Raw genomic sequence first — 25,300 nt, 5'->3', positions numbered from 1 at the left:
GGACCCGGCCCCACCATGCGTTCATGATCGCCGGGGCTGCGCACGTCGCGAGCGGCTGACTACGATCCGGGCATGGCCGAGCCACTGCGCGACCGCGCGCGCCGCGCGACCGGCTGGCGGCTCCGGATGAACGGTGACGAACGTCCCCACTACGTGGTCTGCGGCTCCGACCCGCTCGCCTACTGGGTGGTCCGGTCGCTGCTCGCCACCGACAGCGCCGACGGCCAGGTGCGGGTCACGCTCGTGGTGCCGGGCCGCCGCCGGTCCGAGGGCCCAGACGGGCGGGACGTGCCCGGGGTACGCGTGGTCACGGCGGAGCGCCTCGACGAGGCCGCGTTCCGCCGGGCCGGGCTGGCCGGCGCGGCCGGGCTGGCCCTGCTGCACCAGGACGACGTGGGCAACATGCACGCCGCGCTCTGCGCCCAGGAGGTCGAGTCGCGGCTGCGCCTGGTGGTGCGGATGTTCAACACCAACCTGGCGGACGGGCTGCGGCAGCTCTTCCCCGACTCGGCGGTGCTCTCCGACGCCTCGATCGCCGCCCCGGCCTTCGTCGCCGCCGCGCTGGGCGAGGTGGCGCCGACCCACTTCCGGCACGGCGGGCGCACGCTGTACGTGGCCCGCCGTGACGACGTGCGCCCGCAGGACGTGGTCTGCGGGCTGGCCGTCACCACCGATCCGGACCTGGTCCGGGTGCTGCCCGCGGACGAGGCGGCGGCCGACGTGGTGCTGGCCGAGGCGACCGGTCGGCCGGCGGGCACCGAGGTCGCCGCGCGGCGGCTGGTACGGGCGCGGCGTCGCCGGCAGCCGGTCGCTGTCCTGCTGCGCGCGGTCCGCCACTTCGCCACCCGGAAGATCGGTATCGCGGTGCTGGTGCTGCTCGGGGTGATTGCGGCGTTGGGCTGGCTCAACGCGCGGGCCGCTGACGTGAGCTGGAGCGAGGCGGTCTACCTGACCCTGGTCACCACGCTCACCGGCCAGGATCCGGACGTCAACAAGCCGGTCGCGGCCCAGGTGATGCAGGTGGTGCTCAACCTGGCCGGGCTGGCGCTGATCCCGCTGATCACGGCCGCGGTGGTCGACGGCGTCGTCAACGCCCGGCTGGCGCTGCACGCGGGCCGGGTCCAGCCGAACCGCTCGGGGCACGTGGTGATGGTCGGGCTGGGCAACATCGGCACCCGGGTGATGGCGCAGTTGCACGACTTCGGCGTCGAGGTGGTGGCGATCGACAGGAACCCGGACGCGCGCGGTGCCGCGCTGGCGCACCGGCTGGGGGTGCCGCTGATCGTGGGGGACGCGGGCCGGGAGGAGACGCTCCGGTACGCCTCGGTGGACACCTGCCAGGCTCTCGTGGTGGTTTCCACCGACGACGGGACGAACCTGCGGGCCGCGCTGATCGCCCGGTCTCTCGACCCGGATCTGCGCGTGGTGCTGCGGCTGTTCGACGGCGACTTCGCCGAGCGGATCCAGCAGGCGTTCGGCATCGGCATCTCGCGCAGCGTGTCCTATCTGGCCGCACCGGCCTTCGCGGCGGCCCTGCTGGATCGCGCGGTGGTCGCCACCATCCCGGTCGACCGGCACGCGCTGCTGGTCACCGAGGTGCCGGTGGTGGCCGGTTCCCCGCTGGACGGGCGTCCGCTCGGTGCGGTGGCGCGGCCCGGCGAGGTACGCCTGCTCGCGCACGCCCGGCCGAACCAGAAGGCGGACTGGTCGGCCGACCCGCGGATGGTGGTCCAGGCCGGTGACCGGCTGACTGTGGTGGCCCGGCGGGCCGGGCTGACCGCCCTGCTCCGGGAGACCACACCCGCGCCGCCGCAGGCTCCTGCGGGCGGCCCGCCCGCCCCGCGCCGCCCGCAGGAGTGACGGGACCGGGGCGACCGGGGGACGCGTGTCGAGCGCGGCCGGGCCGCCTCAGGCCTGGTGACGGCGGCGGACGGCGTACCCGAGCGCGCCGAGGGCGAGCACGCCGAACCCGGCGAGCACGCTCGGCAGCGGCAGGTTGACCGCCAGCACCAGGCAGCCGGCCAGCCCCAGCGCGGCGAGCAGCCGTACCGGGACGCGCCGGTCCGGGTCGGCGCCGAGCGTCAGCGCCGACGCGTTGGTGATCGCGTAGTAGACCAGCACGGTGCAGCTGGAGAAGCCGATCGCGCCCCGGATGTCGCCGACGGCCACCACGACGGCGACCACGGCGGCCACCGCGAGTTCGGCGCGGTGCGGCACCCGGTGGCGCGGATGGACCGCCGCGAGCGCGCCGGGCAGGTCCCGTCGGCGGGCCATCGCCAGCGTGGTCCGGCCGACGCCCGGCAGCAGGGACAGCAGCACCCCGGTCACGGCGACTGTCGCGCCGGCCCGGACCAGCCAGGCCAGCCCCGGGTGTCCGGCGGCGGTCACCACCTCGACCAGCGGAGCGTCGGTGGACGCCAGCCGGTCGGCACCGAGTACGCCGAGTGCGACCACCGCCAGCGTCAGGTAGATCGCCAGCACCGCGCCGAGCGCGACCGGCACCGCCCGGGGGATGGTGCGTTCCGGGTCGCGTACCTCCTCGCCCAGCGTGGCGATCCGTGCGTACCCGGCGAAGGCGAAGAACAGCAGCCCGGCGGCGGTCAGTACGCCACCCGCGCCGATGCCGGCCGGGTCGGTGAGCCGGTCGGCGGTCACCTGCGGCGCGCCGGTCACGGCGACGGCGAGCACCGTCAGCACCACCACGGCGAGCACCCGGGTGGCGGTGGCGGTCTTGCCGATGCCGCGCAGGTTCACCGCTGTCACCGCCGCCACGGCGAGGACCGCGACGAGCCGCGCCTGCCCCGGCCACAGGTACGTCCCGACGGTCAGCGCCATCGCCGCGCAGCTCGCGGTCTTGCCCACCACGAATCCCCAGCCGGCGAGGAAGCCGGCGAACGGGTGCAGCCGTTCCCGGCCGTAGACGTAGGTGCCGCCGGACTCGGGGTAGCGGGCGGCGAGCCGGGCCGAGCTGGTCGCGTTGCAGTAGGCGACGAAGCCGGCGACCGCCAGTGCGACGAGCAGTCCGGTGCCGCCGGCCGCCGCGGCGGCCGGGGCGAAGACGACGAACACGCCCGCGCCGAGCATCGAGCCCAGACCGATGACCACCGCATCGCGTACGCCGAGTCGCCGTGCCAGCCGTTCCACTCCGGCAGCCTAGCCAGGGCGCTCGGGTGAACGGCAGGTGCCGCCGGCGGGATTCCGCCGGCGGCACCGGGAGCGGGTTCAGCAGGGCCCGTTGTCGGTCCACACGCCCTGGCTGTTGGTCCCGGGCACGTCTTGCTGGGTCCACCACCGCGCGGTCCACCGGTGTCCGCCGTGGGACACCACAGCACCTCCGGGGTAGGCGGTTCCCGCGGCCCAGGCCGGCGCGGCACACGAACCACCTGTGGGTGACGGCGAGCCGGTGGGCGTCGGGGAGGTGGTCGGTGCCGGGGAGCCCGTGCAGGCGCCCTGGTCGGCCCAGACCGTGGCGCTGCCCGGCGTCTCGCCCTGGGTCCACCACTTCGCGTTCCAGGTCCGTCCGGCGTGCGAGACGGTTGCCCCGCCGGAGTACGCGGTGGCCGCCGACCAGGCCGGCGCGGTGCAGGTGCTCCCGCCGGGCGGGACGGAACCGCTCGGGCTGGGCGACGGCGTGACCACCTCGCCACCACGTGCCCAGTCCCCGGTCAGCGCGTACGTCTGGCCGCCGAAGGCGAGCGTGAAGTTGGCCGGGCCGGAGATCGGGAGCTGGTAGTTGAGCGTCACCTCGGCGTACGAGCCGGGCGCGATCGCGGCCGGCACGGTGAGGCGTACCCGGTTGTGGTCGCCCTTCAGTCCGCCGACGTTGCTGCCGGTGTGGCCGGTGGTGACGGTGGTGAGCGCCCAGCCGGACTGCTGGCTGAGTGTGGCCGGGGTGGTGGTGGGATAGTCGAACTCGAGCTGCGCGCCGGCCGGGATCGGTGCACCGGTGTTGTTGGTCAGCCGCAGCTCGGGGTTGATCGGGTAGTTGTTGTCGCCGAGCGCGAAGCCGCCCATGCCGACCGCCACGTCGAGCGTCCGGGTGGGCATGGTGATGCCCGCCTTGCGGGCGCCGTACGCCGGTGCGGCCTTCAGCCGGTCGTAGAGCAGCGTGGTCAGCGTGTCGCCCATGCCGTACTGGCCCTTGGCGGAGTCGTAGGCGTAGTCGCCGGCGAGTTCCCAGATCATCACGCCGCCGAGGCCCTTGGCCGTGACGTAGTCGGCCTTGGCGGCGAGTGACTGGTCGTCCTCGGTGGAGAGGAAGACCTTCTTCTCCGCGTTCCACAGCCAGGGCGCGACCAGCGCTGCCGAGTAGTTCCGGGTGTAGCTGCCGCTGATCCGGTCGGCCGGGTCGGTGGCCGGGGTGAGGCCGTATCCGGTCAGGTAGTCGCCGGTGACGCCGGCCTGGAGGTTCTTCGCGTGCCACATCGGGTTGGCACCGCCAGGCACCTCGTTGCCGGCGGTGTCGAGGTCGTGCCAGAGGTTGTCGATGCCGACCGCGCCGTTGCCGCAGGGGGTGGTGGAGCCGATCGAGCTGCCGGTGCCGGCCGGGCACTTGGTCTGGTCGGGCAGCGCCGCCCGCCCCCACAGGCCGTTGGTGCCGCCGGTGACGCCCTGCCAGCCCCGGGTGTAGTAGGGCACGCCGATGTTCACCCGGCCGCTGGGCAGCGCGCCCCGGAAGTAGTGGTACGCCCAGTCGGTGTTCAGGTAGCCGATGCCGGAGTACGCGCCGTACACGCCGCCGGCGGCCAGTTCGGCGTCGTCGCCGTTGTCGTAGAGCGCCGCGTTCGGCCCGACGAAGTGGTTCCACGCGCCGTGCAGGTCGTAGGACATCGCGTTGACGTAGTCGAGGTACTGCAACGCCTGGTAGGACTCCATCCCGCGCAGCAGCCAACCGGACGCGGGCGCGGCCACGGTGAGCAGGTAGTGCTTGCCGTCGGTGGCGGCGGCACGGTCGAGCTTCTCTCGCAACGTGCGCATCAGCACCTGGTACGAGGCGTTGAGACCGGCCCGCTTGGCGTCGGCCTGGGCGAAGTCGAGCGGGTTGCCGGCCTTGTTGTTGGAGGTGGGGTACTCGTAGTCGATGTCGACCCCGTCGAAGCCGTACGTGCGCAGGAACGTCACCACCGAGTCGGCGAACGTGTTGATGCCGGCGGTGTTCACCGTGTTGGTGCCGGTGGTGGTCATCCGGTAGAAGCCGCCGGAGTCGACGCGGTTGCCGCTGTCGTCGATGAAGCCGCCGGTCTCGGCCCAGCCGCCGACGCTGATCAGCGTACGGACGCCGGGGTTCTGCTTCTTGTACTTGTTGAGCAGGTTGAAGTGCCCGGTGTACGGCAGGGCCGGGTCCATCTCGGCACCGGCGACGCCGGGCCAGGTCATGTTCGTCGCCGGGTTGTCCGCGGCGCCGGGGTTGCCCACGGAGATGCGGTTGCCGCCGTCGACGTGGGCGAACGCGTAGTTGATGTGGGTGACCTTCTGCCAGGGGATCTGGTTCACCAGGTAGGCCGGGGCGCCGTTGCGGCCGGTCCGCCAGCTGGTGAAGTAGCCGATGATCCGGCGGGTGTGGTCCGCGCCCATCTTCTCCCGGCCCGCGGTGTCGTAGACGGTGCAGTAGGGCACCGAGACTCCGGGCGTGCGGTAGAGCCCGTCGGGCCGGCACGCCTCGTCGTCGGCGGCGGCCGACCTTGCGTCCGGGGCGGCCACGACCACCGCCATCGTCGCGGTCAGCAGACCGGCGGCGCCGGTCGACAGCCAGTGGCTGATTCGTCTCGTCAGCACGAGCACCTCCTACATTTAACAAACTTAACTGTTAAGATTGCTAAATGTATACCGGCGTCGATACGCCGAGACAAGAGGCGGATTTTCTAGCCGAGCCCCTCCGCCGGGCGGGCCCAGCCGCCCAGCCGCGCCGGCAGCGGCAGACTGTTCCAGGGCACCCGGCGCAACAGGCGGTCCAGCAGCAGGCCGAGCAACAGCCCGGCGACCGAGTCGGTCAGCCAGTGCCAGCCCAGGTAGACGGTGGTGCAGAAGACCACCGCCGGGGGCACCACCCGGACGACTGTGACCAGCCGGGGCGGCACGGTACGGCCGACCGTGCGCACGAGCGGGGCCAGCAGCAGGGCCAGTACGCCGTACCAGACGATCGCGTTGGCGACGTGCCCGGACGGGTACGACTGCGCGAAACGGACCGGCAGGTCGTGCTGGAACAGCGGCAGCGTCTGCTCCGGCGACAGGAACGGCTCCTTGACCGAGGCGCTCGGCGCCGGGCGGGCCGTCCACACCTTCAGCGGGCCGATCGTGAAGAACGTGAGCACGAACCCGGCCACCGGTGGCAGCAGGGGCCGCACCGAGCGCAACCGCAGCGCCAGCAGCACGCCCAGCCCGGCCGCGAGCAGCGTCAACGGGGTGCCCTGGCCGAGCAGGTTCAGCGTCATGGCGACCCAGCGGGCGGCGGTCGGGCGGTTCTCCTCGGACCAGTCGGCGACCGCCCGGTCCAGGCCGAACAGGTGACCCGAGGCGAGCGCGACGGTCAGCGCCACCACCGCTGCGAGCAGCAGCCCGTCGAACCACCACCCGGCCGGCCGGACCGGCCGCAACCGCAGGTCACCGCGTACCCCCGAGGTCTGACGCACGCGACCACGCTACCGGCCGCCGGCGGCGGCCGACCGGCGCGGGCATCGGCCGCTGTGTGCCCAGCCACGAAGGGAGGCGCGGCGCGGGGTCAGCGGTCACACTGGTTGCCGTGCGGATCACCTCGGCTCTCGTCGACCCGTCGCTGCTCGACCTCCCCTGGTCGACCCCGTTGGAGCAGTGGCCTGCCGAACACCTGGTGGCGCTGCCGCAGGGCATCTCCCGGCACGTCGTGCGGTTCGTCCGGCTCGGCGGGTACGTCTACGCGGTGAAGGAGACCGGCGAGCGGGTCGCCGAACGGGAGTACGACCTGCTGCGGGCGCTGGAGCGGATCGACTTCCCGTCGGTCGAGGCCATCGCGATCGTCGCCGACCGGCAGACCGACGACGGCGAGCCCCTGGACCCGGTGCTGATCACCCGGCACCTCCAGTTCTCGCTGCCCTACCGGGCGCTGTTCTCCAACACGCTGCGACCGGAGACGATGAACCGGCTGCTCGACGCGCTGGCCGCGCTCATCGTCCGGATGCACCTGACCGGCTTCTTCTGGGGCGACTGCTCGCTGTCGAACACGCTGTTCCGGCGGGACGCGGGCGCCTTCGCCGCGTACCTGGTCGACGCCGAGACCGGCGCGCTGCACCCGTCGCTGTCGAACGGCCAGCGCGGCGAGGACCTGGAGATCGCCCGGGTCAACATCTTCGGCGAGGCACTCGACCTCCAGGCCGCCGGCCTGCTGCACGAGTCCATCGACCCGGAGGTGGTCTGCGAGGAGGTAGTGCGGCGCTACGAGCGGCTCTGGCACGAGATCACCTACGAGCAGCAGGTCGAGCGTGCCGCCCGGCACGACATCGAACGCCGCATCCGCCGCCTCAACGAGCTGGGCTTCGACGTGGCCGAGGTGGCCATGTCCACAGTCGACGACGGGCGCTACCTGGTCCGGCCGAAGGTGGTCGACGCGGGCTACCACACCCGGCGGCTGCTGCGCCTGACCGGCCTGGACGCCGAGGAGAACCAGGCCCGCAAGCTCCTCAACGACCTGGACGCCTACCGGCTGGAGAGCGACCTGACCGACGAGCAGCAGGCGGCGCACCGCTGGCTGACCGAGGTCTTCGAGCCGGTGGTCCGGGCCGTCCCGGGGCACCTGCGCAACAAGCTGGAGCCGCAGGAACTGTTCGCCCAGATCATCGAGCACAAGTGGCTGCTCTCCGAGCAGGCCGGGCGGGACGTCGGGATGCGCCAGGCGGTGCAGTCGTACCTGGCCGACGTGCTGGTGCACCGCCCGGACGAGCAGGCGGTGCTCGGCGTCGAGATGCCCACCACCTGACGCCTGCGGGTCACTCCACCCAGTCGCCGCCGCGCATCACCCGTACCACGTTGAGGTCCTCGTTCAGCACCACGAGGTCGGCGCGCAGCCCGGTGACCAGCGCGCCCACCCGGTCGCCCAGGCCGATCGCGCGGGCCGGGGTGGTGGCGACCATCCGGCAGGCGTCCGGCAGGGCCACACCCGCGCCGACCGCGTGCCGTAGCGCCGCGTCCATGGTGAGCGTGCTGCCGGCGATCGCGCCGTCGCGGCTCAGCCGGGCCACACCGCCGGACACGGTGACCGCCTGGCCGCCCAGCTCGTACTCGCCGTCGGGCATCCCGGCGGCGGCCATCGCGTCGGTGATCAGCGCGGCCCGCTCCGGGCCGGCCACCGAGGTGGCGAAACCGAGCATGCCGTCGTGCAGGTGCACGCCGTCGGCGACCAGCTCGCACACCACGTTCGGGGCCTCCAGCAGGGCCACCACCGGGCCGGGCTCGCGGTGGTGCACCGGGCGCATCCCGTTGAACAGGTGGGTGCCGACGCTCGCGCCCGCCGCCACCGCCGCCCGCGTCTGCTCCCAGGTGGCGTCGGTGTGCCCGACCGCCGCGACCACACCGTGCGACACCAGCAGCTCGATCGCCTTGGTGGCGCCGTCCCGCTCGGGAGCGATCGTGACCATGCGTACGGCGCCGCCGCCCAGCTCGACCAGCTCGCTCAGCTCGGCGGTGGACGGGTCGCGCAGGAACTCCGGGTTCTGCGCGCCGCAGCGGTCGGCGGACAGGTACGGACCCTCGAAGTGGATGCCGGCGAGCACACCGGACTCGACCAGCGGCCGGTAGGCGGCGGTGGCGTCGCGCATCAGCTCGAAGGGGGAACTGACCAGGCTGGCCAGCAGTGTGGTGGTGCCGTGCCCGCGGTGGAACGCGGCGGCCTGCCGGGCCGACTCCGGGTCGCCGGTGGTGAACGTGTGCCCGCCGCCGCCGTGGGTGTGCATGTCCACGAAGCCCGGCACGATCCAGTGGCCGTCGCGCACCGACGGATACTCGGCGACAGCGGTGATCCGCCCGTCCGCGATCTCCACGCAACCCTGCCGGATGACACCGGTCGGGGTCACCACCTTGCCGGTCACGCGCCGGGTCATCGACTCTCCTTCGCCAGGGTGTCCAGGGCCAGCAGGGCGGCGCCCAGGCAGCCGGCCTCGTCACCGAGGTCGGCCGCGACCAGGCGTGGCTCGCGGTGGAACGTCAGCCGCTCGCGCAACGCCGTCCGCAGCGGGCCGAACAGCCGGGGACCGGCCTGGGCCAGCCCGCCGCCCAGCACCACTGTCGACACATCGTAGAGGGCCTGCCCCGTGGCGAGTCCGTCGGCGAGCGCCTCGACCGCCTCCCGCCACACCTCGACGGCGAGCGGATCACCGGCCGCCGCCCGGTCGGCCACCTCGGCGGCGGTGGTGGGTGCGCCGGACAGCTCGGCGTACCGGCGCCCGATCGCCGAGGCGGACGACACCGCCTCCAGGCAGCCGGTCCGCCCGCATCCGCAGCGCGGGCCGCCGGGGCGTACCAGGATGTGGCCGATCTCCCCGGCGGCGCCGTGCGCGCCGGTGGCGGCCGACCCGCCGACCACGTGGGCGGCGGCGATGCCGGTGCCGATCGCGACGAACAGGACCTGGTCCGCCTCCCGTCCGGCGCCGAGCCGGGCCTCGGCCAGGCCGCCCGCCCGCACGTCGTGGCCGAGCGCCGCGGGCAGTCCCAGCCGCGTGCCCGCCAGCTCCCGCAGCGGTACGTCCCGGAAGCCCACGTTCGCCGACCAGACCGCCACGCCACGCGCCTCGTCGACCACCCCGGGTACGACGATGCCGCAGGCCACCGGCGTACGGCCGTCGGCGCGGGCCTTGCCGGCCAGCCCTTCGGCCACGTCGAGGATCGTGCCGGCCACCGCCTCCGGGCCGCGCTGGGCGCCGGTGGCGTGCCGTTCGGTGTGCACCGTCGAGCCGTCCGGCCGGACCAGGGCGCACTTCATCCCGGTGCCGCCCACGTCCAGCGCGACGACGACCTCGTCGCGTTCGCTCATGCCGTCTGCCAGCCGCGCATGCGCTCACGGCCCTCGCTGCGCTCGGTGCGTTCGCTCATGCCAGGACCACGGACCGGGTCAGATGGCGGGGCGCGTCCGGGTCGAGGTCGCGGCTGGTGGCGAGCGCGACCGCGAAACGCTGGGCCAGGATCAGGTCGGCCATCGGGTCGACCGGGTTACGCCCGGCGGCCCAGCTCGTCAGCACCGTGCGGCAGCCGTGGGTGCGGCTGTGCACGAACGCGGCGCCGGTGGCGGCCACGTCCTCGGGCAGGCCGTCCGGGATCTCGCCGAGCGCCCACACCAGCCGGCCGGGCGCGGCGACCGAGATCGGGCCGTGCCGGTAGTCCATGGCCGGGTACGCCTCGGCCCAGAACGTGGCCGCCTCGCGGCACTTCAGCGCGGCCTCCTGGGCCAGCCCGACGGTCCAGCCGCGCCCGAGGAAGGTGACCTGCCCGATGCCGGCCGGGTCGATCGGCAGCGGGGCGCGCACGGCGACCTCGGCGTCGGCGGCCAGGCGGCCCAGGTCCTCGCCGAGGTGGGCGCGCAGCAGCGCGAGCGCGGTGGTGGCGAAGCGGGTCTGCACCACCGACCGCTCGTCGGCGAAGGGCAGCGCGACACTGGCGTCGGCGAGCGCCACGGCGGCCGAGTCCGGGTCGCCGACCAGGACCGTGGCGGGGATCCGTCCGCGCAGCGCGGAGAGCAGGTCGAGTACCTCGGTGGTGGTGCCGGAGCGGGTGATCGCGATGAGCCGGTCGTAGTGCCGGCCGGCCGGGAACTCGCTGGCCTGGAAGGCGTCGGTCTCGCCCTGGCCGGCGGCTTCACGCAGCCCGGCGTACGCCATGGCCATGAACCACGACGTGCCGCAACCGACCACGGCGACCCGCTCGCCGGGGCGCGGCAGGTGCGCGGCGACGGTCGGGGTGAGTCGCGCCGCCTCCCGCCAGCAGTCGGGCTGGCTCGCGATCTCCGCGTGCACGAACGCCATGACAACTCCTCGCCAGGAGAGACTTTGCGCAATACGGCGCGATACGGCCGCCTTTCGCGCGTCATTCTGCGCGAAGCGGGGTGGTCGTGGCAACCGTCTCTCAGTTCGCGCAGCACAGGGTTTTGCGCGGACCGCGTTTCGCGCACTAGTGTGCACGCAACCGATCACCGTTCACGCACAGTCTGGGGAGGGCCCCGCGGTGGACCGCTACGCGCGCTGGAACGCGCTGCTGGAGATGCTGACCGACAGCGGCCGGGTCAGCGTCGAGGAGGCGGCCGAGCGGCTGGACGTCTCCCAGGCCACCATCCGGCGCGACTTCGACCAGCTCGCCCAGCAGCAGATGATCACCCGTACCCGGGGTGGCGCGGTCGCCAACGGCGTCTCCTACGACCTGCCGCTGCGCTACAAGACCGCCAAGCACTCAGCCGAGAAGCAGCGGATCGGCACCGCCGCCGCGGCGCTCGTGTCGCCGGGCACCGTCGTCGGCCTCAACGGCGGCACCACGAGCACCGAGGTGGCGCGGGCGCTCGCCGTCCGCCCCGATCTCAACACCAGTGCGGAGGGTGCCCAGCTCACCGTGGTGACGAACGCGCTGAACATCGCCAACGAGCTGCTCGTGCGCTCACGGATGAAGGTGGTGGTGGCCGGCGGCGTGGTCCGGCCGAAGTCCTTCGAGCTGGTCGGCCCGCTCGGCGGGGCGCTGCTGCGCGAGGTCACGCTGGATGTCGCGCTGCTCGGGGTGGACGCGATCGACCCGCAGCTCGGCGCCGCCGCGCACCACGAGGGCGAGGCGGCCATGAACAGCCTGATGGTGGCCCGGGCCAAGCGGGTCGTCGTGATAGCGGACTCCTCGAAACTCGGCGGGCACGCGTTCGCCCGGATCTGCCCGGTGGACCGGGTTGAGACGCTGGTGACCGACTCCGGCGCGTCCCCCGACGTGGTGCAGGCGTTCCGCGAGGCGGGCGTGCACGTCGTCTGCGCCTGACCGCACCCGACACGCCGATAATGCATACCGGGTATTGCCTTCGATTGCATACCGCATATGGTGTCCCTGATGCCTACTTATCGGGGGAGGTCAGCTGTGTCGGCTGTCCTGGAGATCGAAGGTCTCCGCAAGACGTACCGGAGCCGGAAACGCGGGGTCCGCCGCGCGCTCGACGGCTTCGACATGCGAGTCGAGGCCGGCCAGGTGCACGGCTTCCTCGGCCCGAACGGCTCGGGCAAGACCACCACACTGCGTACGCTGCTCGGCCTGATCCGGCCCAACAGCGGCCGGATGGCCATCCTCGGCCAGGAGCTGCCGCACGCGCTGCCGGCGGTCGCCGGGCAGGTCGGCGCCATCGTGGAGAGCCCGCAGTTCTTCCCGCACTTCTCCGCCCGCGACACGCTGGGCCTGCTCGCGCAGGCCGGTGAGCTGCCCAAGCAGCGCGTGGACGAGGTGCTGGAGCTGGTCGGGCTGCGCGACCGGGCGGGCGAGCGGGTGAAGACCTACTCGCTCGGCATGAAGCAGCGCCTCGCGGTCGCCTCCGCGCTGCTCAAGAACCCCAAGCTGCTGATCCTCGACGAGCCGGCGAACGGCCTCGACCCGGGCGGCATCCGGGAGATGCGCGGGCTGATGCGGGAGCTGTCCGAGAACGGCATGACAGTGGTGCTCTCCAGCCACATCCTGGGCGAGATCCAGCTCATCTGCGACTCGGTCACGATCATCTCGCTCGGCCGCCGGGTCGCGTTCGGGCCGGTCGAGCAGGTGCTCGCGGCCCACTCCCAGGGCTCCGTGCGGGTACGCCTGGAAGCGGTCGGCGACCTGCCCCAGGCCGCCGACGCGCTCACCCGTGCCGGGGTCCGCGTCACCACCGAGCCCGACCACCTGTTGCTGTCCGGCGTGGACAAGCCGGCCACCGTCAGCCGGCTCCTCGCCGAGCAGGGCCTCTACGTCAGCGAGCTCACCCCGGTCGCGGTCGACCTGGAGAGCGTCTTCCTCGAACTGACCGCCACCGCGCCGGTCCCCGGCCAGCACCGTCAGGTCGATCAGTCCGCCAAGGTCGACCAGGCCGGCACCACAGGAGGTTGGGGCGCATGAGCCTGTTCGTCACCGAGCTGCGCCGGCTCGGCAAACGCCGGGTGACCCGGCTGATGCTCGTGCTGCTGGTCGTCGGCCTGGCCACCGTGGCCACCGCGTTCAGCTTCTCCAGCGAGAAGCTCTCGCCCGCCACTGTGGCCGCGGCCGAGGCCAAGGCGAACAACAACTACCAGAACTCGGTCAAGGAGTGGCAGCGCAGCGTCTCCGAGTGCGAGGCCGCCGCGGCCCGGGGCGATAATACCGAGGAACGGTACGGCCCGAACTGCGGCAAGGACTACCAGCCGCAGCCAGACATGTTCGAGGCGAACTGGTACCTGCCGTACCAGTTCGACTTCCGGGCCGAGTTCCCGATGTTCATCGCCGTGTTCGCCGCTTCCGTGGCGCTGTTCGGCTTCATCGTCGGCGCCTCCTTCGTGGGCGCCGAGTGGAACACCGGCGGGATGATGAACCTGCTGCTCTGGCGGCCGAAGCGGCTCACCGTGCTGGGCACGAAACTGGCCGCCCTGCTCACCACCGTGCTCGGCCTGACCGTGGTGCTCGGCGCCCTCTGGACGGCGGCGTTCTGGCTGATCGCCAGTCAGCGCGGCAGCACCGCGAAGATGACCGCCGGAGTGTGGCGGTCGATCGGACTGGACGGCCTGCGCGCGCTGGCCATGACGCTCCTCGTGGCGGCGATCGGGTTCGCGCTGGCCTCGCTCGGCCGGCACACGGCGATGGCCCTGGGCGCGGCGGTGGGGATCTTCGCGGTGAGTGAGATCGGCATCCGGATCGCGGTCGCCGTGCTCGGCGTCCAGTTCGGGGACCGGTACGTGCTGTCCACGTACGCCCAGTCGTGGTTCCTGAAGCAGGCGGAGCTGTTCGACTACCACACCTGCCAGTTCTCCCAGGGCGCCTGCGAACCGGCCACGTACATGGTCACCTGGCAGCAGTCGGCAGTCGTGTTCGGCGTGGCCCTGGTGGGCGCGGTCGCGGCCGCGTTCTGGACGATGCGGCGGCGGGACATCTCCTGACCTCGTCCGCGCCGCCGGCTCCTCCGGCGGCGCGGACCCCGCGTCCGATGCGGCCGGGGGCGGCCCTGGTTACGCTGGGCTCCCTGGGCCGGCGCGTTCCGCGCGCCGGTCACCCGCCGTCGGAGAGGAGCGCCATGTCCGCCGACGCCTCGCAGCGGGCCGCCGTCGACCGGCCCGACCCGTCGGGGCCGACAGCGGGTACGCGCCACGCGGGTGCTGTTCCGCCGCCTCGCACCGCGCCCCCGGTCGAGTCCACCCCGCCGGACCGGTCCGCGCCCGCCGACGGGGGCGACGGCCTCACCGAGCGGGAGCGGCGGATCCTCGCGTTCGAGGCGCAGTGGTGGAAGCACGCCGGTGCCAAGGAGCAGGCCATCAGGGACACGTTCGGGCTCTCCGCGACCCGCTACTACCAGCTGCTCAACGCACTGCTCGACCAGCCGGCCGCGCTCGCCGCCGAGCCGGTGCTGATCGGCCGGCTGCGCCGGCTGCGCTCGTCGCGGGCCCGTAACCGGCGCCGCTGACGAACGTCATTTCTCGTACGTGCGCAGCCCGTTGCCGATGGCGAAGAACGTGGGCGCCCACTCGCCGATGAAGATGCCCCAGCGGTCCGCCCGCGCCACCCCGGCGCGCTCCATGTGCTTGGAGAGGAACCAACTGGTCATCGAGAGGCCGATGCTGACGAATCCGGCGAGGTAGGCGTGCTCCGCCCGGAAGCCGCTCTCGTGCAACCGCTCCAACATCTCGAAACCCCCTGACGCCGGGACCGACCCGGTCACGGCCGACGCTACCTAAAGTACGGTGAAGATGACGCAGGGTTGCCGCGATCGGGTCGGGCGGCGGATGACCGGGCGCGGTCCGGGTAGGCGGCCGGCGACGACGAACGGAGGCCGACGATGGGGGCACCAGACCGCCGGTACGCGATCGGCAGCAGGCCGGTCCGCCCGACCGCTGAGGCGCCGGTGATGCGGGTGCGTTCCGCCTCCGACCCGGCACCCGGCCGGCCGGAGAACGAGGACGTGGTCTTCCGGTTCGGCCCGCTCGTCGGCGTCCTCGACGGCGCGACGGTGCCCGAGGGCTTCGACACCGGCTGCGCGCACGGCCCCGCCTGGTACGTCCGCCACCTGGCCGCCCGGATCGGCCTGGCGATCGCGGCCCGCCCCGCCGCCACGCTGATGAGCAGTCTCGCCGCGGCGATCCTCGCGGTGCGGGCCGACCACGGCGGGACGTGCGACCTGGACCATCCGGGCACGCCGTCGTCCACCGTGTGCCTGCTGCGGGAAAGCGGCGACCGGGTCGACTACCTCGTGCTCTGCGACAGCCCGCTGGTGCTCGACACCGGCCGCGGGATCGAGGTGGTCACCGACGACCGGCTGGCCCACGCGGTGGCGGACCTTCGCCGCAGTGCCGCGGCGCTGCCGGACGGCGAGACCGACCCGGTGATCCGGTTCCGCCGCGCGACGACAGTGCAGCGGACCCGGATGAACCGCACCCACGGCTACTGGGCGGCGGCGAGCGACCCGGACGCGGCGTACCACGCGCTGACCGGGACGCTTCCGCTGCGCGGTCCGGGTGCGCTGCGCCGGGCCGCGCTGCTCAGCGACGGCACCTCCTGCGCGGTCGACCAGTTCGGCCTGTTCGACTGGGGCGGGCTGCTGGAGGTGCTGACCGTGGAGGGCCCGGAAGGGCTGATCGACCGGGTCCGGGTGGCCGAGCGGGACCACCCGGACCGGCTGCGGCGACGTAAGCGCACCGACGACGCCTCGGCCGTGCTCTGCGAGTTCGACCCGCCGGCGTGAGCACGCTCACGTCGGAACGACCGGTCGGATGGCAACGCAGCGTGAGGCGTAACCCCCTGGGGGTACGACCGGACGAGGCGGTCGGCCATAGCGGCAATCCCTCCCCAAAGGGGTGGACGACCCGGACCACGCGCGGCAGACTGCGCGACGTGACGGGTGCGGTACGGCTGGAGCCGGTGGACGAGCGGAACCTGGAGCCGTTGCTCTCCGTAGCGGCGGCTGAGGCGGAGCCGGAGGACGTCATGCCTCCGGTAGACGCCCCGGCGGGCTGGTCGCTGGCCCGCCGCGACGCGTTCCGCGAGTTCCACCGCGCCAGCCTCGGTGGGCTGAACGGCCCGACCGGCACGGCCATGTATGCGATCGTCTCCGGCGGCGAGGTGGTCGGCATGGTGCGGATGACCCGCCGGGACGAGCCGGGAACCGTGGAGACCGGCATGTGGCTCGGCCGGTCGGCGCGGGGCCGTGGCCTGGGCGCTGCGGCACTGCGGCAGTTGCTGCACGTCGCCGCCGCGGCCGGAATGCAAACGGTGGTCGCGAACACCACGCCGGACAATGCGGGCGCGATCTCGGTGCTGCGCAGATGCGGCGCGGAACTGCGCGAGGAAGACGGCGTACTGCACGCGCGTATCTGCCTGGATGCTGCCCTGCCGATCCGCTGAGCCCTCTTCCCCGCTGCCTGAGTTCTCCCTGCTCAACGCCACCTTGGTGGGTGGTTCCGCTGGCAGGAGACGCGTACCGCGCTGACACTCGCCGCGGCGGTCGCTGCCGCCGTCCGGCCGCCCGCCACCGCGACGAGAGCTGACCGGGGCGCGGCGCGAGCCGCCCGGCTGCCGCGCGAGCGGTCAGGACCGGCCGGCGGCGTACGACTCCAGGTGCGCGAGCTGTACCGGGTCCAGCGAGGGCCGGACGCGGTCCCGGGCCGCCTCGACATGCGCGGCGGTCACCGTGCTCGCCTCCAGCGACTCCCGCATGGCGGCCAGCGCCGCCTCCCGGATCAGCGCGGCGCAGTCGGCGGCGGAGAAGCCGTCCAGCTCGGTGCCGAGCGCGTCGAGGTCCACGTCCGGGGCGAGCGGGACGTCCCGGGCGGACGCGCGGAGGATCTCCGTGCGGGCCGGGCCGTCCGGTGGCGGCACGTACACGAGGCGTTCCAGCCGGCCGGGACGCAGCAGCGCCGGGTCGACCAGCTCCGGCCGGTTGGTCGCGCCGACCACCACCACGTTGCGCAGCGCCTCCACGCCGTCCAGCTCGGTGAGCAGCGCCGCCACCACCCGGTCGGTCGTACCGCCGTCGGTGGCCTGCCCGCGTACCGGGGCCAGCGCGTCCACCTCGTCCAGGAAAACCAGCGTGGGCGCGGCCTGGCGGGCGCGGCGGAACAGCTCCCGGACCGCCCGCTCGCTCTCACCCACCCACTTCGAGAGCAGCTCCGCGCCCTTCACCGACAGCACGTTCGCCCGCCCGGAACCGGCCAGCGCCGTCACCAGGTAGGTCTTGCCGCAGCCGGGCGGGCCGTAGAGCAGCACGCCGCGCGGCGGCGTCACGCCCAGCCGGGCGAACGTGTCCGGATAGGTGAGCGGCCAGAGCACCGACTCGGTGAGTGTCTGCTTGACCTCGTGCAGCCCGCCCACGTCGTCCAGCGTCACCGACGCCAGCTCCAGCGTGGAGGCGGACATCGTGGTCGGCCGGACCACCTCCAGCGCGGCGGTGAAGTCGGCCATCGCCACCGTCGGCGTCTGCGCCGTCTTCTGGCGCAGCGCCGCGCGTACCCCGGCCTCGCGTACCAGCGCCGCCAGGTCCGCCGCGACGAACCCGGGGGTACGGGCGGCCACCTCGTCCAGCCGGACGTCACCTGCGAGCGGCACCTCACGGGTCAGCACCGTCAACTGCTCCCGGCGCAGCGCCGCGTCGGGCAGCGGCACGGTGATCCGCAGCGCGAGCAGGTCCGGGCCGCGCAGTGCCGGATCGACTGCCTCGGGGCGTCCGCTGGTGCACACCACCGCGGCGCCGGCCCGCAGCGTCTCGGCCACCACCTGCCGGAACACGGTGGCCAGCGGGCCCGGCTCGTCGGCCGGGGCGATCGACTCCACGTCGGTGACAAGCAGCACGGCGGGAGCACCGGCGCGGACCGCCGAGGCCGCCTCGCGCAGCCGGCGGGCTGCCGCGTCGTTGCCGAGTGCGGCCAGCTCCGGAGCCCAGAGCGGCCGGACACCCGCGCCGACCCGGGCGGCGACGGCACGCACCAGCGCGGACTTGCCCGAGCCTGCCGGGCCCTCCACCAGCACACCGAGCGAGACGGTGGTACCGAGCCGGCCCAGCACCTCACGGTGGTGGAAGCCCAGGTCCAGCAGTTCGGTCAGCTCCTCGGCCTGGGCGCGCAGGCCGGGTAGTTCGTCCACGTCGGGTGCGTCCTCCGGACCGAGCAGGTCCCCGTCGGCTTCCGGTCCGGCCGGGGCGGTGGGGGCGGAGACCCTGGCGGTGGAGGCCGAGGACGCCGGGCCGGAGCCCCGAGTGGCGGCGCCGTGCTCCCAGCCCACCACCGTGTCCATGGTGACGAGCGCACCGACCGCCGGTTCGGCCGACACGACGGTGAGCAGCGTGCTCGTCCAGGCGTACCCGACGGAACTGGCCAGACTGCGCCGCGCGGCCTCGATCAGGCCGCGCACGGCGGCGTCCGGCAGCACGTCCTGCGGCAGCAGCGAGACGTCGTCCCCGGCGGTGACCACCTTGCCCAGCAGTGCCAGCCGCAGCATCTCCGGCGGGACCGCGGCGACCACCGCGGCCGGACCGGAGAGCGTGAGCCGGCGCGCCGGGGTCGCCGGCAGCGGACTCACCGTGACCTGGCCGCCGGCTCGCATGCCGAGATTGCCCAGCAGCAGGTCGTCGGCGTGCAGCAGGGCGCCGCTGGTGCTCGGCTCGGCGGCGGCCGCGATCCCGGCGGTGACCCGGCGACCGGTCAGGCGCACCGGGTCGCCGGGGCGCAGCGCCAGCGCGGTGAGCACCTCGGGATGCAGGCGCACCACGCCGCGGCGGGCGTCGAGCGCGGCCGGCCGCAGCGTCGCGGTCAGGGTCAGGTCGGGTTCGGCCACCCGCCGACAGTAGCCGTCCCGATCATCGGGTGCCGGGTCAGCGCGGGCCCGGGTCGTCCAGCAGCGAGGGGTCGCGCCGGATCATCTCGGCCAGCCGGGCCGCCGGGTCGGACTCCAGCGGGTCGTGGCCGGGCGCGGGCACCGTCTTCACCGACATGGGCCACGCCGGCGGCGGCGCGGGCGGCGTCGCCGGGTCCACCGTCACCGCCGGGCCGGACCAGGAGACCCGCAGCGGGTACGCCTGCTCGCCCAGTTCCACCCGAAGCGTCACGGCGAGCCCGGGGTGCTCGGCCACCACCCGCCGGACCGCCTCGGCGACCTCCTCGACCGGGTCGCGCCGCACCGGTGCCTCGCCGCCGCGCAGCCGGTACGCGCCGTGCCCCGCCCGCCCGTCGCCCGGCTCGTCCGCCGCCTCCGCGGCTGCGTCCCGGCCGGCCGGCTCGCCGGGCATCGGCGCCCGGCGGCGCAGCGCCTCCTCGCGACGCGCCATCCGGGCCAGTGTCTCGTCCAGATCACCTCTCATGGCGTCCACCCCTTCGCCAGACAACGGATCGAAACGACTGCCGGTTCTCAGCCTGCCCGGGATCGGGTGGCCCGGTCCAGCGCGCGGTCCAGGACGATGAGCAGGGCGTCCCGTACCGAGAGGCGGTCCCGGGCGTCGAACTGCACCAGCGGCACGTGCTCGGCGATCGCCAGCGCCCAGCGGATCGACGGCAGGTCCAGGGCCAGCCGGCCGTCGAAGGCGTTGACGCCCACCGCGAACGGCAGCCCGGACCGCTCGAAGAAGTCGACCGCCGGGTAGCAGTCGTCGAGCCGGGCGCTGTCCACCACCACGAGCGCGCCGAGCGCGCCCCGGGCCAGGTCGTCCCACATGAACCCGAAGCGCGCCTGGCCGGGCGTACCGAAGAGGTAGAGCTTCAGGCTGCGGTCGATGGTCACGCAACCGAAGTCCATGGCCACGGTGGTGGTGGTCTTCCCGGCGACCCCGCCCAGGTCGTCGATGCCGATGCCGGCGGTGGTCATCTCCGCCTCGGTGGTCAGCGGCGCGATCTCGGAGATCGCGCCGACGGTGGTGGTCTTGCCGACCCCGAAGCCACCGGCGATGAGGATCTTGACCGGGATCGGCGGCCGGGGCGCCGGCACCCGGCTGACGATCGGAGCCGGTTCGGCCGGCGGCGTACCGGGCGGCAGGTACGGCAGCGGCGGGGTGGGCGGGGGCGGCGTGGCCCGGCCGATCAGCGGCGCCGGGCCGCCGTAGCGGCTCGGGGCGCTGTTCGCGGCCGGCCCGCCCGTGGCGGCCGCCGGCCATTCAGGAGATCGCACGAAGTCCATCAATCACTCGCAGGATGATGTCGGGATCGAGGGCGTCGTCGACGTCCGCGACGTGCACGTCGAGATGGCCGGCGGCCCGGAGGTCGCCGACCAGCACCCGGGTCACCCCGAAGTGCATCCGGGTCCGGGCGGAGATCTCGGCCACCGAGACGGGTTCGGCGCAGATCGCGACGATCGCCGCCAGCTCCGGGGCCAACCGGGCGGTCACCGCCCACGAGGTGCTGCCCGGACGAGCGGTGACCTGGGTCTCCAGGCCGATTGCCGGGTCGCCGTCCACCCGTCCGGAGGTCAGCACGAAGGGGCGTGGGCCGGTCGGCTCCCCGTCGCCCGCGTCCGGCTCCGGCACCGGAGCGGACGCGTTCAGGAAGGGGCGGATCCGGACGCCGGGCTCCGGCTCCGGGTCCGCGCCGGCGGCCCCTGGGATCATTGCTGTACGGCGTTCTTCAGTTCGGCTATCAGGCGGGGACTCAGGGCACCGCCGGCGCGGCCGGCGAACAGCGTCATCTCGTACGCCACGGTGCCCAGGTTCGCCGTGCGGTCGGCGACGACGCCGAGCACCGAGCCGCTGCTGATCGCGCTGATCAGCAGGTATCCCTCGGCCATGTCGACGATCACCCGGTTGAGCGCGCCGAGCGCGTACCAGCTGGCCGCGCCGCCGGCGAGGCTGGTCATGCCGGAGACCACGGCGGCGAGCCGTTCCGCGTTGGACCGGTCCTTGATCGCGGACATGGCCATCAACAGCCCGTCCGAGGAGACCGCGATCGCCTCCATCACCCCGGCGGTGCTGGAGGTGAACGAGTCGAGCAGCCAGTTGAAGGTGCGTGCCTCGGGACTGAGGTCACCGGTGGTGCTCTGTTCGACGTTCTCGTGGAGGAAGGGGCTGGTCACCGTGATGGGTCCTCTTCGTAGCGGCGGTCGGTACTGACTTCGCGCAGAGCACGGGCGACGCCCGCCTCGAACTCGCTGATCCGGTTGCGGACCTCGACGGGGTCGCCGGGGTCGGAGCTGGTGGGGGGTACGGACTGCGCCGGGGAGACGGACAGGTTCGCGCCCGGCACCCGGCGGCTGAGCCGGGGCCGCTCCGCCACCGGGGGCGCCTGGTCGACGTCGCCCTCGGCCCGCCGTACCCCGTCCTGGAACGCCTCGACCAGGGCCCGGACGCTGGACGGATCCGCCGGTACGCCGATCAGCGGCCCGCCGGTGGCCGGTCCGGCCGGACCGGCGGGCGGGGCGGCCGGCAGATTCGCGCCGGGCACCCGCTGCCGGATCGGCGACCGGGTACCGGGCCGCCCGGCGGGTGGGCCGGCCGGGTTCGGCCCGGTCGGTGCCGGCACGGCCGGGGGTGGCGGAGCGAGCGCCGGGCCGGTGGACGGCGCCAGGACCGGACGGGTGGCCGGCGGTGCCAGGGTCGGGCCGGTCGTCGGCGGTGCCAGGGTCGGGCCGGTCGTCGGCCGGGCGGCCGGGGGAGCGGCCGGTGCCGGGCCGACGACCGGTGTCGGCGGGGAGACGTGCCCGGGACGCGCCGCCGGTCCGGCCGGCCGGGCGCCGGGCGGCCAGGCCGACGGCGGGCCACCGTCGGCCTCGTCCGCCTCCCCGGTGCCGGACTGGCTGCCGAAGGCGTTCCACGGGTCGCCGCTGGACATGCTGCGCGTGGCCCGGGTCAGCATCTCGGCGTCGAAGCCGGCCGGCGCGTTGACAGCCGGCGCGTCGACGGCCGGCGGCTCCGGCTCGCGGGCGCCGGGCACCGCGGCCCGGCCGGCCCCGGCGCCGACCGGCTCGGGGCGGCGGATCACGAGCGAGGCGCCCGGGATCTCCAGCGCGGCGGTGACGCCGCTGCCGGGGGTGTGGCTCAGCCGGACGCTCCAGCCGTGCCGGCGGGCCAGTCGGCCGACCACGAACAGGCCGAGGACCTCGGTCGGGGCGAGGTCGAGGCGTTCCCGCCGGGTGAACCGGGCGTTCTCCTCGGTCATCCGGTCCTCGGTCAGGCCGATGCCGTGGTCGACCACGACCAGCCGGGCCCCGCCGTCGGTCAGCTCACCTGTCACCACCACGCGGGTGTGCGGCGGCGAGAACGAGGTGGCGTTCTCCATCAGCTCGGCGAGCGTCAGCACCAGATCGCCGGCGATGGCGGGGGCCGCCGCCACGCCGGGCGGCACCTCCACGTCGACGCGGGTGTAGTCCTCGATCTCGCCGAGCGCGAGCCGGACCACGTCAGCCAGCGGGACCGGTGCCACGTGACCGTCCGAGCCGGTGGCGCCGGAGAGCACCACCAGGCTGCCCGCGTTGCGGCGCAACCGGCTGGAGATGTGGTCCAGCCGGTAGAGGTGCTCCAGGCGGCCCGGGTCGGTCTCCTGCCGTTCCAGCCGGTCGATGAGCGCGATCTGGCGGCCGACGAGGTTCTGCGTACGGCGGCCGACGTGGCCGAACATCTGCGCCACGTTGCGCCGCCCGGCGACCTGCCGCTCGACCAGCCGGGCGGCGGTGTGCTGCACCCGGTCGAACGCGCGGGCCAGGTCGCCGATCTCGTCCCGGGCGCTCACCTCGACCGGGTCGAGGCGTACCGGGGGGACGGCCTCGGACTCGTCGTCGGCGACCCGGGTCAGTTCGGCCTCGGTGACCCGGGCGACGCGCTCGGCGGAGCGGGTGAGCCGGCTCAGCGGCCGGGCCACCATACGCGCCACCGTCATGCTCAGCAGCACCACGACGAGCAGGATCGCCGCCGTTCCCAGGCTGACCAGCCAGGCTGCGGTCAGGGCCTCCCGTTCCCGCGAGCGGGTCTCCGCGATGACGTCCGCGACGACCTTCTTCTCCACGAACTGGCCCAGCGTGATCATCGACCGGGCCGACGGGAACAGCACGTCCAGCGGCACCGGGGCGATCGCCCCGTCCGGGTCGCGGATGCTGTCCGCCAGGAACGTCGGGCTGGTCCGGGCGGCCACCGCCGCGTCGTCCAGCTCGGCCACCTTGAGCTGCTCGGGCGTGATCAGCTTGCGGAACCGCCGGTTGTCGACGTTGAGCGCCGCCACGCACGCCACGAACGAGCGGGCCAACTGCGGATCGCCCGTCGCCTTGACCAGCACGATCTGGGTGGTGCACGAGCTGAGGGCCTCGTCGACGCGCAGCAGCGCGTCCAGGGCGAGCACCTGCCGTCCGGCCGGGGTGTCGGTGTCCACCTGGAAGGGCAGCCGCAGCGCGTCGATCAGGGCGGTGTCGACCTCGCCGAACACGGTCAGGATCTGCTGCGGGGTGGCCCGTCCGGCGAGCGTGGTGTTGCGGACGTCCTCCAGCCGGCGCACCGCGTCGAGGCTGTCGCGGACCGCCGCCGGCAGCGGCTCGGCGCGCAGGTCGGCGACCCGGTCGTCGACGGTGGCCGACTTCTGGATCAGCTCGGTACGGCTCACCCGCCCGAGCAGCAGCCCGACCGACAGCAGGCGTTCCTGCTGAAGGTCCTGGACCAGGCTGCCGACCCGGCTGGCGACCCGGACGGTCTCGGCGGTGTCGGCGGCCTCCCGGGCGGCGGTCACCCGGTCGATGACGACCGGTACGGCGAGCCCGACCATGCTGAGCAGCGGAATGATCACCAGCAGGGCGAGCTTGCCCCGGATGCGTAACCTACCGAGCAGCATCGAACGGCCTCCACCGGTCGGCGTCGCCACCGTGCCCCACCGCGACGGGCTGACGGTCTGCCCCGGGCGCGGGGAGCGGTGGGTTCGGGTGGACAGCCGGCGCCGGCCCGGCCTCGGCCGGTTCCCGGCGTGCCGGGGTGGCCCGGGACCGGTCCCGGCGCAGCGCGGCCACGTGCAGCGCGACGATCCCGGCGATCAGCGCCGCCGCCGCGGCGGCGGCGATCCGGCCCAGCAGCCGGTCCCGCTCCAGCGCGTCGAGCCGTTCCCGCAGCAGCGCGTCGAGCTGGTCGAGGATCACCGTGCGGAGCTGCTTGGCGGAGTTCTGCGCGCTGATCCCGGCGCGGGTGAGCTGGTCGGTGCTCGGCGCGGACCGGCCGGCGCCGGGCGCCGAATAGAGCGCGAACGTCTCCAGCGAACGCTGGTAGGTGTCCAGCGGAGTGAGCACGTTGGCGCCCAGGTCGGTGCTCTCCGAGCTGTCGACCGCCGAGCGCAGGTCGGCGACCAGGCCGTTGGCGGGACCGAGCGCGGAGACGCGCAGCTCGGCCAGCTCCGCGCCGATGCGCGCGCGTTCGGCGGCGGGGCGCTTGGCGGACAGCCGGGCCAGGTCGACGAGCCGCCCGGCCAGCACGGTCGCGGTGGGCAGGTCCCCGCCGATGCCGTCCTGGAGGAAGAACGAGTCGGAGCGCGGGTCGCGGATCAGCCCGGAGCTCTCCCGCACCTTGCGGTAGAGGGCCAGGAGCAGGTCGGACGCCTCGCTGTAGGCCCGGAACGCCGCCTCGGGGTCACCGATTCCGCGGTCCGGCAGCGCCTCCAGCTTGGCCCGCAGCCCGGCCCAGCGTTCGTGGGTGCGCAGCTCGTCGCCGACGGCGTTGTCCACCTCCGCGACGCCCTCGACGGCGGCGGCGAGCGAGGCCCGGGAGACGGCCCCCTCGGCGACGGCGATGGCCTGGGCCTCCACCACCGCGTCGGTGAGCGGCCCGAGGGCGCGCAGGTAGCGGACGCCGAGCCGTTCCCGGCTCACCAGGTCGTGGTCGTCGGCGAAGTCGCGTTCGGCCTGGACGAAGATCAGCCCGAGTGGGGCCAGCAGCGCCAGCGCCAGGACCAGGGCGAGCGTGCGGCCCGGTACGGCGGGCCGCCGACGGACCCGCGACGCGGGGACTGTCATGGTGTGTGTCTCCTCCGGCGACGGCGGGGCGATCGGTGCCCCGGGGGGTCGCCGTACGCAGTCCCGTGCACCGGACCGGAAAAGTAGCCGAACCGGACGCGGGTGGGACCTCGGCCAATGAGTCGGCTTCACGTCAGTCCACTCTGGGTGACTCTGCGTCAAGGGGAGTGGTACGTAGCGTGTGATCGTGTTGCCGAGACGTGACATCGATGACGTTTTGCGCCCG

At 74.0% G+C, this 25,300-nt stretch carries 22 protein-coding genes; 8 read left to right on the top strand and 14 right to left on the bottom strand.

Going from position 1 to position 25,300, the window contains the following annotated elements; translation table 11 throughout:
- Positions 1-72: 72 nt before the first annotated feature.
- A complete protein-coding gene (locus GA0070215_RS16875; protein ID WP_377468276.1) occupies positions 73-1,860 on the top strand; it encodes a potassium channel family protein in 1,788 nt (595 codons plus the stop codon).
- A gap of 48 nt (positions 1,861-1,908) precedes the next feature.
- Here the strand turns inward: GA0070215_RS16875 and GA0070215_RS16870 are convergent, their stop codons facing one another.
- The 3 genes from GA0070215_RS16870 to GA0070215_RS16860 all read right to left on the bottom strand — a co-directional run bounded on the left by GA0070215_RS16870 (position 1,909) and on the right by GA0070215_RS16860 (position 6,599).
- Positions 1,909-3,144 carry an APC family permease gene (locus tag GA0070215_RS16870; RefSeq protein ID WP_091047209.1) on the bottom strand — a complete coding sequence of 412 codons (1,236 nt, stop codon included), beginning with the start codon at positions 3,142-3,144 and terminating at the stop codon, positions 1,909-1,911.
- 78 nt (positions 3,145-3,222) lie between these two features.
- Positions 3,223-5,775 (bottom strand): glycosyl hydrolase family 18 protein, encoded by a 2,553-nt coding sequence (locus tag GA0070215_RS16865; protein ID WP_091047316.1) that lies wholly within the window; start codon positions 5,773-5,775, stop codon positions 3,223-3,225.
- Between the two features lie 86 nt (positions 5,776-5,861).
- Positions 5,862-6,599 (bottom strand): phosphatase PAP2 family protein, encoded by a 738-nt coding sequence (locus GA0070215_RS16860; protein WP_026268490.1) that lies wholly within the window; start codon positions 6,597-6,599, stop codon positions 5,862-5,864.
- 86 nt (positions 6,600-6,685) lie between these two features.
- Here GA0070215_RS16860 and GA0070215_RS16855 point away from each other — a divergent pair, with 86 nt between their 5' ends.
- The gene (locus GA0070215_RS16855; protein ID WP_026268491.1) at positions 6,686-7,948 is read left to right on the top strand and encodes a DUF4032 domain-containing protein; all 1,263 of its coding nucleotides are present in this window, start codon (positions 6,686-6,688) and stop codon (positions 7,946-7,948) included.
- Positions 7,949-7,958: 10 nt separating this feature from the next.
- Here GA0070215_RS16855 and nagA read toward each other — a convergent pair whose 3' ends face one another.
- From nagA to GA0070215_RS16840, 3 genes are read right to left on the bottom strand one after another with little or no spacing between them, the layout of a single operon-like run.
- Entirely contained in the window at positions 7,959-9,068 is a 1,110-nt protein-coding gene (gene nagA / locus GA0070215_RS16850; protein ID WP_091047205.1) for an N-acetylglucosamine-6-phosphate deacetylase, read from the bottom strand.
- Positions 9,065-9,997 carry an ROK family protein gene (locus GA0070215_RS16845; RefSeq protein WP_091047201.1) on the bottom strand — a complete coding sequence of 311 codons (933 nt, stop codon included), beginning with the start codon at positions 9,995-9,997 and terminating at the stop codon, positions 9,065-9,067. The genes nagA and GA0070215_RS16845 overlap by 4 nt, the downstream gene beginning before the upstream one ends.
- A gap of 55 nt (positions 9,998-10,052) precedes the next feature.
- Complete coding sequence (locus GA0070215_RS16840) at positions 10,053-10,982, bottom strand: SIS domain-containing protein (protein WP_018787946.1); 930 nt, start codon at positions 10,980-10,982, stop codon at positions 10,053-10,055.
- A 199-nt stretch (positions 10,983-11,181) separates the two neighbouring features.
- Here GA0070215_RS16840 and GA0070215_RS16835 point away from each other — a divergent pair, with 199 nt between their 5' ends.
- The 4 genes from GA0070215_RS16835 (at position 11,182) to GA0070215_RS16820 (ending at position 14,593) form a co-directional block, all read left to right on the top strand.
- Complete coding sequence (locus GA0070215_RS16835) at positions 11,182-11,967, top strand: DeoR/GlpR family DNA-binding transcription regulator (RefSeq protein WP_018787947.1); 786 nt, start codon at positions 11,182-11,184, stop codon at positions 11,965-11,967.
- A 96-nt stretch (positions 11,968-12,063) separates the two neighbouring features.
- Positions 12,064-13,062, top strand: coding sequence for an ATP-binding cassette domain-containing protein (locus GA0070215_RS16830; protein ID WP_091047197.1), 999 nt, complete (start codon positions 12,064-12,066; stop codon positions 13,060-13,062).
- Entirely contained in the window at positions 13,059-14,072 is a 1,014-nt protein-coding gene (locus GA0070215_RS16825) for an ABC transporter permease subunit (RefSeq protein WP_091047194.1), read from the top strand. Before GA0070215_RS16830 ends, GA0070215_RS16825 begins: the two co-directional genes overlap by 4 nt.
- Positions 14,073-14,206: 134 nt before the next feature.
- Positions 14,207-14,593, top strand: coding sequence for a DUF3263 domain-containing protein (locus GA0070215_RS16820; RefSeq protein ID WP_091047190.1), 387 nt, complete (start codon positions 14,207-14,209; stop codon positions 14,591-14,593).
- Positions 14,594-14,599: 6 nt separating this feature from the next.
- Here the strand turns inward: GA0070215_RS16820 and GA0070215_RS16815 are convergent, their stop codons facing one another.
- Entirely contained in the window at positions 14,600-14,812 is a 213-nt protein-coding gene (locus GA0070215_RS16815; RefSeq protein WP_026268495.1) for a hypothetical protein, read from the bottom strand.
- 153 nt (positions 14,813-14,965) lie between these two features.
- On the opposite strand from GA0070215_RS16815, the gene GA0070215_RS16810 reads away from it, so the two are divergent.
- Both GA0070215_RS16810 and GA0070215_RS16805 read left to right on the top strand, forming a co-directional pair.
- Entirely contained in the window at positions 14,966-15,868 is a 903-nt protein-coding gene (locus GA0070215_RS16810; protein WP_091047188.1) for a hypothetical protein, read from the top strand.
- Between the two features lie 149 nt (positions 15,869-16,017).
- Complete coding sequence (locus tag GA0070215_RS16805; protein WP_018787953.1) at positions 16,018-16,527, top strand: GNAT family N-acetyltransferase; 510 nt, start codon at positions 16,018-16,020, stop codon at positions 16,525-16,527.
- Positions 16,528-16,710: 183 nt separating this feature from the next.
- On the opposite strand, the gene GA0070215_RS16800 is transcribed toward GA0070215_RS16805, so the two are convergent.
- From GA0070215_RS16800 to GA0070215_RS16770, 7 genes are read right to left on the bottom strand one after another with little or no spacing between them, the layout of a single operon-like run.
- A complete protein-coding gene (locus GA0070215_RS16800; RefSeq protein ID WP_091047184.1) occupies positions 16,711-18,951 on the bottom strand; it encodes an AAA family ATPase in 2,241 nt (746 codons plus the stop codon).
- 37 nt (positions 18,952-18,988) lie between these two features.
- Positions 18,989-19,474: a hypothetical protein gene (locus GA0070215_RS16795; protein ID WP_026268497.1), complete on the bottom strand. Its 486-nt coding sequence runs from the start codon at positions 19,472-19,474 to the stop codon at positions 18,989-18,991.
- A 47-nt stretch (positions 19,475-19,521) separates the two neighbouring features.
- Positions 19,522-20,283 (bottom strand): GTP-binding protein, encoded by a 762-nt coding sequence (locus GA0070215_RS16790; protein WP_208600362.1) that lies wholly within the window; start codon positions 20,281-20,283, stop codon positions 19,522-19,524.
- On the bottom strand, positions 20,261-20,710 hold the full coding sequence (locus tag GA0070215_RS16785; RefSeq protein ID WP_018787957.1) for a DUF742 domain-containing protein: 450 nt from the start codon (positions 20,708-20,710) through the stop codon (positions 20,261-20,263). The genes GA0070215_RS16790 and GA0070215_RS16785 overlap by 23 nt, the downstream gene beginning before the upstream one ends.
- Entirely contained in the window at positions 20,707-21,171 is a 465-nt protein-coding gene (locus GA0070215_RS16780; protein WP_013288866.1) for a roadblock/LC7 domain-containing protein, read from the bottom strand. Before GA0070215_RS16780 ends, GA0070215_RS16785 begins: the two co-directional genes overlap by 4 nt.
- A complete protein-coding gene (locus GA0070215_RS16775; RefSeq protein ID WP_091047180.1) occupies positions 21,168-23,909 on the bottom strand; it encodes a sensor histidine kinase in 2,742 nt (913 codons plus the stop codon). Before GA0070215_RS16775 ends, GA0070215_RS16780 begins: the two co-directional genes overlap by 4 nt.
- A complete protein-coding gene (locus tag GA0070215_RS16770) occupies positions 23,896-25,074 on the bottom strand; it encodes a hypothetical protein (RefSeq protein ID WP_091047177.1) in 1,179 nt (392 codons plus the stop codon). The genes GA0070215_RS16775 and GA0070215_RS16770 overlap by 14 nt, the downstream gene beginning before the upstream one ends.
- Between the last annotated feature and the right edge of the window lie 226 nt (positions 25,075-25,300).

The sequence above is a fragment of the Micromonospora marina genome (assembly GCF_900091565.1).
In the GTDB taxonomy this organism is placed as follows: Bacteria; Actinomycetota; Actinomycetes; order Mycobacteriales; family Micromonosporaceae; genus Micromonospora; species Micromonospora marina.
The sequence above is the reverse complement of the archived record's forward strand: the minus strand, read 5'-3'. Positions and strand labels throughout refer to the sequence as shown.

Excerpts from the sequence above, each read along its gene's own strand:
- GA0070215_RS16810 (WP_091047188.1), top strand. The coding sequence starts at position 14,966 with ATGGGGGCACCAGACCGCCGGTACGCGATCGGCAGCAGGCCGGTCCGC.
- GA0070215_RS16790 (WP_208600362.1), bottom strand. The coding sequence starts at position 20,283 with ATGGACTTCGTGCGATCTCCTGAATGGCCGGCGGCCGCCACGGGCGGG.
- GA0070215_RS16775 (WP_091047180.1), bottom strand. The coding sequence starts at position 23,909 with ATGCTGCTCGGTAGGTTACGCATCCGGGGCAAGCTCGCCCTGCTGGTG.
- GA0070215_RS16825 (WP_091047194.1), top strand. The coding sequence starts at position 13,059 with ATGAGCCTGTTCGTCACCGAGCTGCGCCGGCTCGGCAAACGCCGGGTG.
- GA0070215_RS16820 (WP_091047190.1), top strand. The coding sequence starts at position 14,207 with ATGTCCGCCGACGCCTCGCAGCGGGCCGCCGTCGACCGGCCCGACCCG.
- nagA (WP_091047205.1), bottom strand. The coding sequence starts at position 9,068 with ATGACCCGGCGCGTGACCGGCAAGGTGGTGACCCCGACCGGTGTCATC.
- GA0070215_RS16770 (WP_091047177.1), bottom strand. The coding sequence starts at position 25,074 with ATGACAGTCCCCGCGTCGCGGGTCCGTCGGCGGCCCGCCGTACCGGGC.
- GA0070215_RS16845 (WP_091047201.1), bottom strand. The coding sequence starts at position 9,997 with ATGAGCGAACGCGACGAGGTCGTCGTCGCGCTGGACGTGGGCGGCACC.
- GA0070215_RS16795 (WP_026268497.1), bottom strand. The coding sequence starts at position 19,474 with ATGAGAGGTGATCTGGACGAGACACTGGCCCGGATGGCGCGTCGCGAG.
- GA0070215_RS16840 (WP_018787946.1), bottom strand. The coding sequence starts at position 10,982 with ATGGCGTTCGTGCACGCGGAGATCGCGAGCCAGCCCGACTGCTGGCGG.
- GA0070215_RS16815 (WP_026268495.1), bottom strand. The coding sequence starts at position 14,812 with ATGTTGGAGCGGTTGCACGAGAGCGGCTTCCGGGCGGAGCACGCCTAC.
- GA0070215_RS16875 (WP_377468276.1), top strand. The coding sequence starts at position 73 with ATGGCCGAGCCACTGCGCGACCGCGCGCGCCGCGCGACCGGCTGGCGG.
- GA0070215_RS16785 (WP_018787957.1), bottom strand. The coding sequence starts at position 20,710 with ATGATCCCAGGGGCCGCCGGCGCGGACCCGGAGCCGGAGCCCGGCGTC.